Origin of the sequence: Inquilinus sp. (assembly GCF_039594555.1) — a bacterium.
Taxonomy (GTDB): Bacteria; Pseudomonadota; Alphaproteobacteria; order DSM-16000; family Inquilinaceae; genus Inquilinus.
The window spans coordinates 1-10,637 of record NZ_JBCNNF010000243.1 but is presented as its reverse complement, the minus strand read 5'-3'; the positions used below and the strand labels follow the sequence as shown (position 1 = coordinate 10,637).

Sequence of the window (10,637 nt, the reverse complement as noted above, 5' to 3'; positions counted from 1 at the left end):
CCGGCGACGACATTCCGATCGTTCCGGGCTCGGCGCTGGTGGCGCTGGAGGACGGCGACGCGAAGCTGGGCCGCGACGCGATCCTGGAGCTGATGAAGCAGGTGGACGCGTACATCCCGCAGCCGGAGCGTCCGAAGGACAAGCCGTTCCTGATGCCGATCGAGGACGTGTTCTCGATCTCGGGCCGCGGCACGGTGGTGACGGGCCGCGTCGAGCGCGGCGTGGTGAAGGTCGGCGAGGAAATCGAGATCGTCGGCATCCGTCCGACGCAGAAGACGACCTGCACCGGCGTCGAGATGTTCCGCAAGCTGCTGGACCAGGGCGAGGCGGGCGACAACATCGGCGCGCTGCTGCGCGGCACCAAGCGTGAGGATGTGGAGCGCGGCCAGGTCCTGGCGAAGCCGGGCTCGATCACGCCGCACACGGAGTTCACGGCCGAGGCGTACATCCTGACGAAGGAAGAGGGCGGCCGGCACACGCCGTTCTTCACCAACTACCGTCCGCAGTTCTACTTCCGGACGACGGACGTGACCGGCGTGGTGTCGCTGCCGGAAGGCACCGAGATGGTGATGCCGGGCGACAACATCTCGATGACGGTGAAGCTGATCGCCCCGATCGCCATGGACGAGGGCCTGCGCTTCGCCATCCGCGAGGGCGGCCGCACCGTCGGCGCCGGCGTCGTCGCCAAGATCATCGCCTGAGGGTGATGCAGGATCACGGGCCGGGGGCTTCGGCTCCCGGCCTGTGAAGGACCAAGGACCGTACCTCCGTCGCCCGCCGAAAGGCGGAGCGGAAAGGGCGGCCCGGGATGAGAGAAGCGAGAGGTGCTGAGCCTTGAGCTTCGCGCATGGCGGGCCCGATCACGAAATCGTCACAACCGGGGATTCCGGGGGTGACATCGGGATCGGGTTCGGTTATGAAACGCGCCTCACCCGAGCCCCCTCGCGGCTTGGGTGAGTTTTTTTTTGGACTGTTCGCGATGTGGGGGCCGGAATGAGCCGGTTTTCCACCTCTCGGCAAGAACACTCGGATACAGAACGATGGACAGTCAGAACATCCGTATCCGCCTCAAGGCGTTCGATCATCGCGTGCTCGACCAGTCGACCAGCGAGATCGTCAACACCGCGAAGCGGACCGGTGCTCGGGTGCGCGGGCCGATCCCGCTGCCGACGAACATCGAGCGCTACACCGTCAACCGCTCGCCGCATGTCGACAAGAAGTCGCGCGAGCAGTTCGAGATCCGCACCCACAAGCGTCTGCTCGACATCGTCGACCCGACGCCGCAGACCGTCGATGCTCTGATGAAGCTCGACCTCGCGGCCGGCGTTGACGTCGAGATCAAGCTCTGAGGCGGTGACGATGCGCTCCGGATTGATCGCCCAGAAGCTGGGCATGACACGAATTTTCGACGCCGAGGGCCAGCACGTCCCGGTCACGGTCCTGAAGCTCGACGGCGTCCAGGTCGTCGCGGTGAAGACCGAGGAGACCGACGGCTACACCGCGGTGCAGCTCGGTGCCGGCAAGGCCAAGGTCAAGAACGTCTCCAAGGCGGTTCGCGGCCACTACGCCAAGGCCCAGGTCGAGCCGAAGAAGAAGCTGGTCGAGTTCCGCGTCAGCAGCGATGCGCTGCTGGCCGTCGGTGACGAGCTGACCGCCGACCATTTCCTGGCCGGCCAGATCGTCGACGTCACCGGCACTTCGATCGGCAAGGGCTATGCCGGCGTCATGAAGCGCTGGAACTTCGGCGGCCTGCGCGCCTCGCACGGCGTGTCCGTCTCGCACCGGTCGCATGGTTCGACCGGCCAGCGGCAGGACCCCGGCAAGGTGTTCAAGAACAAGAAGATGGCCGGCCATCTCGGTGATGAGCGGGTGACGGTGCAGAACCTCACCGTCGTCACCACCGATGTCGAGCGCGGCCTGATCATGGTCAAGGGTGCGGTCCCGGGCGCCGAGGGCGGCTGGGTGCTGATCCGCGACGCGGCCAAGCGGCCGGCGCCGAAGGACGTCCCGTTCCCGGGCGCGGTCCGCAAGGCTGCCGCTGCGGCGACCGAGGCGCCTGCTGCCGAGGCTCCGGCTGCCGACGCGCCCGCGGCCGACACCGCCGGCCAGGAGGGTTAAGCGATGAAGATCGCCGTCAAGACGTTCGACAACACCGCCGCCGGTGAGATCGACCTCGACGATTCCGTGTTCGGTCTCGAGGTCCGCACCGATCTGCTCTTCCGCATGGTGAACTGGCAGCTGGCCAAGCGCCGCTCCGGCAACCACAAGACCAAGGGCATCAGCGAGATCAGCGGCACGACCAAGAAGCCCTACAAGCAGAAGGGCACGGGTCACGCCCGCCAGGGCTCGATGCGGTCGCCGCAGTTCCGCGGCGGCGCCCGGATTTTCGGGCCGGTCGTTCGCAGCCATGCGCATGACCTGCCGAAGAAGGTCCGCAAGCTGGCCCTGCGCCACGCGCTGTCCTCCAAGGCGGCCGAAGGCAAGCTGGTCGTGGTCGACGCGGTCGTGGCCGACAGCCACAAGACCAAGGGCCTCGCCGCCAAGCTGACCGCGCTGGGTCTCGACTCCGCGCTGATCCTGGCCGGCGAGCAGATCGACACCAACTTCGCGCTCGCCGCCCGGAACCTGCCGTTCATCGACGTGCTGCCCAGCCAGGGCGCCAACGTCTACGACATCCTGCGCCGTGACACCCTCGTGCTGTCGCGCCAGGCGGTCGAGCAGCTCGAGGCTCGCCTGAAATGATCCGCTCCCGCAAGAAGAAGGCCGACACGGCCGTCACCCCGCGGATGTACGACATCATCCGCGCGCCGGTGATCACCGAGAAGGCGACGCTCGCCGCCGGCCACAACCAGGTCGTGTTCAAGGTGCCGCTCGACGCCACCAAGCCCGAGATCCGCAGCGCGGTCGAGGGCGTGTTCGGCGTCAAGGTCACCGCGGTGAACACCCTGATCGCCAAGGGCAAGACCAAGCGCTTCCGGGGCCTCCCGGGCAAGCGCTCGGACGTGAAGAAGGCCGTCGTGACGCTCGCCGAAGGGCAGCAGATCGACGTGACCACGGGGGTTTGATCCGATGGCCTTGAAGACCTTCAATCCCATCACCCCGGGCCTGCGCCAGCTGGTCCAGGTGGATCGCTCCGACCTCTGGAAGGGCAAGCCGGTCAAGACCCTGACCGAAGGCCTGACCAAGAAGGGCGGTCGCAACAACACCGGCCGGATCACCGCCTACCACCAGGGCGGCGGGCACAAGCGCACCTACCGGATCATCGACTTTAAGCGCCGCAAGCTCGGCGTGGTCGGGACCGTGGAGCGCCTGGAGTACGATCCGAACCGGACCGCCTTCATCGCGCTGGTCACCTACGAGGACGGCGAGCAGGCCTACATCCTGGCGCCGCAGCGCCTGGCTGCGGGCGACAAGATCGTCTCCGGCGAGAAGGTGGACATCAAGCCGGGCAACGCCATGCCGCTGCGCAGCATGCCGGTCGGCACGATCGTCCACAATGTCGAGCTGAAGGCGGGCAAGGGCGGCCAGCTGGCCCGTTCCGCCGGCACCTACGCCCAGCTCGTCGGCCGCGACATGGGCTATGCCCAGCTGAAGCTGGCGTCGGGCGAGCTGCGCGTCGTGCGCGGCGAGTGCTTCGCCACGGTCGGCGCGGTGTCGAACCCGGACCAGTCGAACGTCTCGATCGGCAAGGCCGGCCGCAACCGCTGGCTCGGCAAGAAGCCGGTGACCCGCGGCGTCGCCATGAACCCGGTCGACCACCCGCATGGTGGTGGTGAAGGCCGGACCTCGGGCGGCCGTCATCCGGTCACCCCGTGGGGCAAGCCGACCAAGGGCCGCAAGACCCGCAGCAACAAGGCGACGGATAAGCTCATTATCCGCCGTCGCAAGAAGTAAGGGAGAGCGACGGTGGCACGCTCCGTTTGGAAGGGCCCGTTCGTCGACGGCTATCTGCTCAAGAAGGCGGACAAGTCGCGCGCGTCGGGCCGGAACGAGATCATCAAGATCTGGTCGCGTCGCTCGACCATCCTGCCGCAGTTCGTCGGCCTGACCTTCGGTGTCTACAACGGGCAGAAGTTCCTGCCGGTTGTCGTCAACGAGAACATGGTCGGCCACAAGTTCGGCGAGTTCTCGCCGACGCGGACCTACTACGGTCACGCGGCGGACAAGAAGGCGAAGAGGAAGTAAGCGATGGGACAGGAAAAGAACCCCCCTCGCCTTGCGGAGAATGAGGCGCGCGCGTTCGCCAAGACGCTGCGCACCAGCCCCCGCAAGCTGAACCTCGTCGCCCAGTCGATCCGCGGCAAGGACGCGGCCAAGGCGCTGGCCGAGCTCACCTTCTCCCGCCGTCGCATCGCCGACGACGTGAAGAAGGTGCTGCAGTCGGCGATCGCCAATGCCGAGAACAACCACCAGCTTGACGTCGACCGGCTCTACGTGGCCGAGGCCTATGTCGGGCGGCAGATCGTCATGAAGCGGTTCCACGCCCGCGCCCGCGGCCGTGCGTCCCGCATCGAGAAGCTCTGGTCGAACCTGACGGTCATCGTCCGGGAGCGGGAGACGGCGTAATGGGTCAGAAAGTCAATCCGATCGGCCTTCGGGTCGGCATCAACCGGACCTGGGACTCGCGCTGGTTCGCGACCAAGGACTATGCCGGCCTGCTGCATGCCGACCTGAAGATCCGCGAGTTCCTCGAGAAGCGCCTGGCCCAGGCGGGCATCAGCCGCATCGTCATCGAGCGGCCGGCGAAGAAGGCGCGCGTCACGGTCTACACCGCCCGTCCGGGCGTGGTGATCGGCAAGAAGGGCGCCGACATCGAGAAGCTCCGCCAGGAGCTGGCGAAGATGGCCGGCAGCGAGGTCAGCCTGAACATCGTCGAGATCCGCAAGCCGGAGATCGACGCCAAGCTGGTCGCCGAGAACATCGCCAGCCAGCTGGAGCGCCGGGTCGCGTTCCGCCGCGCCATGAAGCGCGCGGTGCAGAACGCGATGCGCCTGGGTGCCCAGGGCATCCGCATCAACTGCGGCGGCCGCCTCGGCGGCGCCGAGATCGCCCGCACCGAGTGGTACCGCGAGGGCCGCGTGCCCCTGCACACGCTGCGCGCCGATGTCGATTACGGCACGGCGACGGCGAAGACCACCTACGGCACCTGCGGCGTCAAGGTCTGGGTGTTCAAGGGCGAGATCCTCGCTCATGACCCGATGGCCCAGGACAAGCGGGCGGCCGAGGCGGCCACCGGCCCGTCTTCGGCCCGGCCGGAGCGTGGCGAGCGTCGTGACGACCGTCGTGGCCGCGATCGCGATCGCGACTCGCGCCGGGAGGGCTGAGGATCATGCTGAGTCCCAAGCGCACCAAGTACCGTAAGCAGCACAAGGGCCGGATCCACGGCGTTGCGAAGGGCGGCACCACGCTGAACTTCGGCGCCTACGGCCTGAAGGCGCAGGAGCCGGCCCGGCTGACGGCGCGGCAGATCGAGGCGGCCCGCCGCGCGATCACCCGCCACATCAAGCGTCAGGGCCGCGTCTGGATCCGGATTTTCCCGGACGTGCCGGTCTCGTCGAAGCCTGCCGAAGTCCGCATGGGCTCGGGCAAGGGCTCGCCGGAGTTCTGGGCGGCCAAGGTGAAGCCCGGCCGCGTCATGTTCGAGCTCGACGGCGTGCCCGGCGACCTGGCGAAGGAAGCCTTCGCGCTGGCCGCCGCCAAGCTGCCGATCGCCTGCAAGTTCATTGCCCGCCTTGGAGAGGAGGTCTGACCATGGATATCGAAGACGTCCGCGCCAAGACGCCGGACCAGCTGAAGGACGATCTGCTGGCGCTGAAGAAGGAGCAGTTCAATCTGCGCTTCCAGGCGGCCTCGGGGCAGCTCGAGAACACGGCGCGGGTCCGCGTCGTGCGCCGCGACATCGCGCGCATCAAGACCGTCATGGGCGAGCGTGGCAAGTCTGCCGCGCCCGCCAAGTAAGAGGATAGTGAGCCATGCCGCGGCGCGTGCTCATCGGGACGGTTGTGTCCGACAAGACTGACAAGACCGTCACGGTCCTCGTCGAACGCAACCTGATGCACCCGGTCTACAAGAAGTTCATCAAGCGGACCAAGCGGTACCTCGCCCATGACGAGGCCAACGTTTGCAAGGTCGGCGACCGCGTCTCGATCATCGAGACCCGTCCGATCAGCAAGCGGAAGTCCTGGCTCGTCCTGTCCGAGGCCGAGGCCAGCGCCATGGGCGTGTCGGCCGACCCCGCTGTTTCGTCGGGAGCGTAAACTATGATTCAGATGCAGACGAACCTGGACGTCGCCGACAATTCCGGCGCCCGTCGGGTGATGTGCATCAAGGTGCTGGGCGGTTCCCACCGCCGGACCGCCACTGTCGGCGACGTCATCGTCGTGTCGATCAAGGAGGCGATTCCGCGGGGCCGCGTGAAGAAGGGTGACGTGCATCGCGCCGTCATCGTTCGGACCGCCAAGGAACTGCGCCGCCCGGATGGCTCGACGATCAAGTTCGACCGCAACGCGGCCGTGCTGATCAACAAGCAGGGCGAGCCGGTCGGCACCCGCATCTTCGGGCCCGTGACGCGCGAGCTGCGGGCCAAGAAGTTCATGAAGATCATCTCGCTCGCCCCCGAGGTGCTGTGATGGCTGCGAAGATCAAGAAAGGCGACCAGGTCGTCGTCCTCGCCGGCCGTGACAAGGGCAAGAAGGGCGAGGTCATCGAGGTGCGTCCGGCCGACGAGCGTGTCGTCGTCCGCGGCGTGAACATCGTGAAGCGCCACACCCGCCAGACTGCGAAGACGCAGGGCGGGATCGTGGAGCAGGAGGCTGCGCTGCACGTCTCGAACGTGGCGCATGTCGACCCGAAGAGCGGCAAGCCGACCCGCGTCGGTTTCAAGACGCTCGAGGACGGCCGCAAGGTCCGGGTCGCCAAGGCCTCCGGCGAAGTGATTGATCGGTGAGGATGGCCATGGCTCGTCTCAAGTCCCACTACGACAAGGTCGTCCGGCCGAAGCTGAAGCAGGAGTTCTCCTACAAGAACGACCTGCAGGTGCCGCGGATCGAGAAGATCATCATCAACATGGGCGTCGGCGATGCCGTCGCCGACAGCAAGAAGATCCAGGCGGCCGCCTCCGAGCTGACGCTGATCGCCGGCCAGAAGCCGGTGATCACGAAGGCCCGGAAGTCGATCGCGGTCTACAAGTTGCGCGAAGGCATGTCCATCGGCACCAAGGTCACTCTGCGCCGCGAGCGGATGTATGAGTTCCTGGACCGCCTGGTGAACATCGCCCTGCCGCGGGTCCGCGACTTCCGCGGCCTGTCGCCCAAGTCCTTCGACGGCCGGGGCAACTACGCCCTGGGCATCAAGGAGCAGATCGTGTTCCCCGAGATCGAGTACGACAAGATCGAGACGGTCCGGGGGATGGACATCGTTATCGTGACGACCGCGAAGACCGACGACGAGGCGCGTGCGCTCCTCAAGGCCTTCGATTTCCCGTTCGTCAGCTGAACGAGCAAGGATTAGATCATGGCCAAGAAGAGCTCGGTCGAGAAGAACAAGCGTCGCGAGAAGCTGGCGAAGGCGTTCGCCGGCCGCCGCGAGCGCCTGAAGACGATCGCCAACGACCAAAGCCTGCCGATGGAAGACCGTTTCGCCGCCCGCCTGAAGCTGGCGGAGCTGCCGCGGAACTCCTCCCCGGTGCGCATCCACAACCGGTGCGAGCTGACCGGTCGCCCGAAGGCGTTCTACCGCCGCTTCAAGCTGAGCCGGATCGCGCTGCGTGAGCTGGCCTCGCGCGGGCAGATCCCCGGCATGACGAAGTCGAGCTGGTAAGGAGAACGGACCATGTCGCTTAGTGATCCGTTGGGCGATCTGCTCACCCGCATCCGCAATGGTCAGCGCGTCGGCAAGGCCGTGATCGAGACCCCGGCCTCGAAGCTGCGGGCCAATGTTCTCGACGTGCTGAAGCGCGAAGGCTACATCCGCGGCTACGAGACCCATGAGGTCAAGCCGGGCTTCTCGGCCATCAAGGTCGAGCTGAAGTACGCCGAGGGCCAGCCGGCCATCAAGCGCATCGACCGCGTGTCGAAGCCGGGCCGCCGCGTCTACTCCGGCATCAAGGACCTGCCGAAGGTGTACAACGGGCTGGGCATCTCCATCCTGTCGACGCCGCGCGGCGTGATGTCCGACGTCGAGGCCCGCGCCGCCAATGTCGGCGGCGAGATCCTCGCCCGCGTGTTCTGAGGAGGCCGGCGATGTCGCGAATTGGCAAGCACGCCGTCAAGGTTCCGGCCGGGGTCGACGCCTCGGTGTCGGGCCAGGCCGTCTCGGTCAAGGGCAAGCTCGGTCAGCTCAAGCTCGTCGTCAACGACGAGATCAAGGTGTCGATGGAAGACGGTTCGATCAAGGTCGAGCCGAAGAGCCAGTCGCGCCTGGCGCAGACCATGTGGGCCACCAGCCGCACCCTGATCAACAACATGGTCGTGGGCGTCAGCACTGGTTTCACCTCCAACCTCGAGATCAACGGCGTCGGTTACCGTGCCGCGGTCCAGGGCAAGGAGCTGGTGCTGACCCTCGGGTTCAGCCATGAGGTGCGCTATCCGATCCCCGAGGGGATCGCGATCAAGTGCGAGAAGCCGACCTCGATCTCGATCTCCGGCTTCGACAAGCAGCGCGTTGGTCAGGTGGCCGCGGAGATCCGCGGGTACAAGAAGCCCGAGCCGTTCAAGGGCAAGGGCATCAAGTACGACACCGAGACCATCCTGCGCAAAGAAGGCAAGAAGAAGTAAGGACGGCCGGGATGACCACCAAGACCAACGAGCTGCGCGAGCGTCGCAAGGGGCGTCTCCGCCACAAGCTGAGCCAGGCCCGCTATGGCCGGGTCCGCCTGTCCGTGTTCCGCTCTTCCAAGCAGATCTATGCCCAGGTCATCGACGACCAGGCCGGCAAGACCCTTGCCGCCGCCTCGTCGATCGAGAAGGACCTGCGCGGGTCGCTGAAGACCGGCGCCACCATCGAGGCCGCCGCCGCCGTCGGCAAGCTCCTGGCGGAGCGTGCCAAGGCCGCCGGGGTCGACAAGGTCGTGTTCGATCGTGGGCACTACCTGTATCACGGCCGGGTCAAGGCCCTAGCCGATGCCGCCCGTGAGGGCGGCCTGGACTTCTAAGGAGGACGCGCATGGCACGCGAAAGCAGAGACACGCGCGGTCCGCGGGATCGTGGCGACAAGCGCCCGAGCGAGCGCGAGGCTGGTGAGGAGCTGATCGAGAAGCTCGTCTCCATCAACCGCGTCGCGAAGGTGGTGAAGGGCGGCCGGCGCTTCGGCTTCGCCGCGCTGGTCGTGACCGGCGATGGCCGCGGCCGGGTCGGCTACGGCTCGGGCAAGGCCCGCGAGGTGCCGGAGGCGATCCGCAAGGCCACCGAGCAGGCCAAGCGCAGCATGATCCGCGTCCCGCTCCGCGAGGGCCGGACGCTGCATCACGACATCCTGGGTCACTTCGGCGCCGGCAAGGTCCAGCTCCGCAGCGCCACCCAGGGCACCGGCATCATCGCCGGCGGTCCGATGCGCGCGATCTTCGAGGCGCTGGGCGTCCAGGACGTCGTCGCCAAGTCGATCGGCACGTCGAACCCGCACAACATGATCAAGGCGACCTTCGAGGCGCTGCGTGCGATCGAGGGCCCGCGCGCCGTCGCCGCCCGCCGCGGCAAGCGCGTCGCCGACATCATCGGCACCCAGGGCAAGCGCGAGGGTGGCGTCGAGGTGGTGGAGGCCGCGAATGGCTGAGAAGGCGACTGTCATCGTCACCCAGATCGGCAGCCCGATCGGCCGCCGGGAGGATCAGCGCCAGACGCTGATCGGCCTCGGCCTCAACAAGCTGCATCGCACCCGCGAGCTGGAGGACACTCCGGCGGTCCGCGGGATGATCCAGAAGGTCAAGCACCTGGTGCGGGTCGAGCAGGCGGGCTGAGGCCCGTCTGTTCCTGAGGAGCAATCATGACGAAACTCAACGATCTCCGCGACAATGCGGGCGCGCGCAAGTCGCGCATCCGCGTCGGCCGCGGCATCGGCTCCGGCAAGGGCAAGACCGGCGGCCGCGGTGTCAAGGGTCAGAAGAGCCGGACCGGCGTCGCCCTCAAGGGCTTCGAGGGCGGCCAGATGCCGATCTACATGCGGCTGCCGAAGCGGGGCTTCAACAACAAGAAGTTCCGGGCGAACTATGCCGTGGTCAATCTCGGCCGCCTGCAGAAGGCGATCGAGGCCGGCCGCGTCGATGCGGCCAAGCCGGTCGACGCCGAGGCGCTGATCGCCGGCGGCCTGATCGCCAAGTCGCTGGACGGCATCCGCCTGCTGGCCAAGGGCGAGCTCTCGGCCAAGGTCACCCTGCATGTCCACAGCGCCTCGGCGGCTGCGGTCGCGGCGGTGGAGAAGGCGGGCGGCTCGGTGGTCCAGACCGCCCCGGCCCCGGCCGAGGCCGTCGATAGTGACGCAGGGGCGTCGTCCCAGGCTTAACGCCGCCGTCCAACGCGGGTAAAACGGAGGGCGGGGACCGCGCATGTTCGCAGTCCCCGCCCTTTTTCATTCGAGGCCTTGCATGGCATCTGCTGCAGAACAGCTCGCTGCGAACCTGAACTTCGGCGCCTTCGCCAAGGCCA

At 67.1% G+C, this 10,637-nt stretch carries 22 protein-coding genes; all 22 read left to right on the top strand.

The features are described 5' to 3' along the window. On the top strand, window positions 1-701 hold a 701-nt coding region (locus ABDW35_RS23245), incomplete at its 5' end, for an EF-Tu/IF-2/RF-3 family GTPase (RefSeq protein ID WP_343716243.1). A gap of 339 nt (window positions 702-1,040) precedes the next feature. Continuing rightward, window positions 1,041-1,349, top strand: coding sequence for a 30S ribosomal protein S10 (gene rpsJ / locus ABDW35_RS23240; RefSeq protein ID WP_026873858.1), 309 nt, complete (start codon window positions 1,041-1,043; stop codon window positions 1,347-1,349). 10 nt (window positions 1,350-1,359) lie between these two features. Next, window positions 1,360-2,118, top strand: coding sequence for a 50S ribosomal protein L3 (gene rplC, locus ABDW35_RS23235; protein WP_343716242.1), 759 nt, complete (start codon window positions 1,360-1,362; stop codon window positions 2,116-2,118). Window positions 2,119-2,121: 3 nt separating this feature from the next. Then, entirely contained in the window at window positions 2,122-2,742 is a 621-nt protein-coding gene (gene rplD, locus ABDW35_RS23230; protein ID WP_343716241.1) for a 50S ribosomal protein L4, read from the top strand. Further along, the gene (locus ABDW35_RS23225) at window positions 2,739-3,065 is read left to right on the top strand and encodes a 50S ribosomal protein L23 (RefSeq protein ID WP_052120541.1); all 327 of its coding nucleotides are present in this window, start codon (window positions 2,739-2,741) and stop codon (window positions 3,063-3,065) included. The genes rplD and ABDW35_RS23225 overlap by 4 nt, the downstream gene beginning before the upstream one ends. A gap of 4 nt (window positions 3,066-3,069) precedes the next feature. Further along, window positions 3,070-3,894: a 50S ribosomal protein L2 gene (rplB, locus tag ABDW35_RS23220; protein ID WP_343716240.1), complete on the top strand. Its 825-nt coding sequence runs from the start codon at window positions 3,070-3,072 to the stop codon at window positions 3,892-3,894. Window positions 3,895-3,906: 12 nt separating this feature from the next. After that, a complete protein-coding gene (gene rpsS / locus ABDW35_RS23215) occupies window positions 3,907-4,185 on the top strand; it encodes a 30S ribosomal protein S19 (RefSeq protein ID WP_026873853.1) in 279 nt (92 codons plus the stop codon). 3 nt (window positions 4,186-4,188) lie between these two features. Beyond that, the gene (gene rplV, locus ABDW35_RS23210; RefSeq protein WP_034837015.1) at window positions 4,189-4,566 is read left to right on the top strand and encodes a 50S ribosomal protein L22; all 378 of its coding nucleotides are present in this window, start codon (window positions 4,189-4,191) and stop codon (window positions 4,564-4,566) included. Continuing rightward, window positions 4,566-5,324 carry a 30S ribosomal protein S3 gene (rpsC, locus tag ABDW35_RS23205; RefSeq protein ID WP_225767067.1) on the top strand — a complete coding sequence of 253 codons (759 nt, stop codon included), beginning with the start codon at window positions 4,566-4,568 and terminating at the stop codon, window positions 5,322-5,324. The genes rplV and rpsC overlap by 1 nt, the downstream gene beginning before the upstream one ends. 5 nt (window positions 5,325-5,329) lie before the next feature. After that, window positions 5,330-5,749 carry a 50S ribosomal protein L16 gene (gene rplP / locus ABDW35_RS23200; RefSeq protein ID WP_034837008.1) on the top strand — a complete coding sequence of 140 codons (420 nt, stop codon included), beginning with the start codon at window positions 5,330-5,332 and terminating at the stop codon, window positions 5,747-5,749. Between the two features lie 2 nt (window positions 5,750-5,751). Beyond that, window positions 5,752-5,958, top strand: a complete 207-nt coding sequence (gene rpmC, locus ABDW35_RS23195) for a 50S ribosomal protein L29 (protein ID WP_034837004.1) — start codon at window positions 5,752-5,754, stop codon at window positions 5,956-5,958. 14 nt (window positions 5,959-5,972) lie between these two features. Continuing rightward, window positions 5,973-6,257 (top strand): 30S ribosomal protein S17, encoded by a 285-nt coding sequence (gene rpsQ, locus ABDW35_RS23190; RefSeq protein ID WP_343716239.1) that lies wholly within the window; start codon window positions 5,973-5,975, stop codon window positions 6,255-6,257. Window positions 6,258-6,260: 3 nt separating this feature from the next. Then, window positions 6,261-6,629 (top strand): 50S ribosomal protein L14, encoded by a 369-nt coding sequence (rplN, locus tag ABDW35_RS23185; protein ID WP_026873847.1) that lies wholly within the window; start codon window positions 6,261-6,263, stop codon window positions 6,627-6,629. After that, window positions 6,626-6,946: a 50S ribosomal protein L24 gene (gene rplX / locus ABDW35_RS23180; protein ID WP_218823581.1), complete on the top strand. Its 321-nt coding sequence runs from the start codon at window positions 6,626-6,628 to the stop codon at window positions 6,944-6,946. The genes rplN and rplX overlap by 4 nt, the downstream gene beginning before the upstream one ends. A gap of 8 nt (window positions 6,947-6,954) precedes the next feature. Then, the gene (gene rplE, locus ABDW35_RS23175) at window positions 6,955-7,494 is read left to right on the top strand and encodes a 50S ribosomal protein L5 (protein ID WP_343716238.1); all 540 of its coding nucleotides are present in this window, start codon (window positions 6,955-6,957) and stop codon (window positions 7,492-7,494) included. Between the two features lie 18 nt (window positions 7,495-7,512). Further along, window positions 7,513-7,818: a 30S ribosomal protein S14 gene (gene rpsN, locus ABDW35_RS23170; RefSeq protein ID WP_342241624.1), complete on the top strand. Its 306-nt coding sequence runs from the start codon at window positions 7,513-7,515 to the stop codon at window positions 7,816-7,818. Between the two features lie 12 nt (window positions 7,819-7,830). After that, window positions 7,831-8,229 carry a 30S ribosomal protein S8 gene (gene rpsH / locus ABDW35_RS23165; RefSeq protein ID WP_034836984.1) on the top strand — a complete coding sequence of 133 codons (399 nt, stop codon included), beginning with the start codon at window positions 7,831-7,833 and terminating at the stop codon, window positions 8,227-8,229. Window positions 8,230-8,240: 11 nt separating this feature from the next. Beyond that, window positions 8,241-8,774 (top strand): 50S ribosomal protein L6, encoded by a 534-nt coding sequence (gene rplF / locus ABDW35_RS23160; protein ID WP_343716237.1) that lies wholly within the window; start codon window positions 8,241-8,243, stop codon window positions 8,772-8,774. 11 nt (window positions 8,775-8,785) lie between these two features. Beyond that, the gene (gene rplR / locus ABDW35_RS23155; RefSeq protein ID WP_225767060.1) at window positions 8,786-9,151 is read left to right on the top strand and encodes a 50S ribosomal protein L18; all 366 of its coding nucleotides are present in this window, start codon (window positions 8,786-8,788) and stop codon (window positions 9,149-9,151) included. 11 nt (window positions 9,152-9,162) lie between these two features. Then, a complete protein-coding gene (gene rpsE / locus ABDW35_RS23150; protein WP_034836973.1) occupies window positions 9,163-9,768 on the top strand; it encodes a 30S ribosomal protein S5 in 606 nt (201 codons plus the stop codon). After that, the gene (gene rpmD, locus ABDW35_RS23145; protein WP_034836970.1) at window positions 9,761-9,952 is read left to right on the top strand and encodes a 50S ribosomal protein L30; all 192 of its coding nucleotides are present in this window, start codon (window positions 9,761-9,763) and stop codon (window positions 9,950-9,952) included. Before rpsE ends, rpmD begins: the two co-directional genes overlap by 8 nt. 26 nt (window positions 9,953-9,978) lie before the next feature. Continuing rightward, a complete protein-coding gene (gene rplO / locus ABDW35_RS23140; protein WP_343716236.1) occupies window positions 9,979-10,494 on the top strand; it encodes a 50S ribosomal protein L15 in 516 nt (171 codons plus the stop codon). Window positions 10,495-10,637 lie beyond the last annotated feature (143 nt).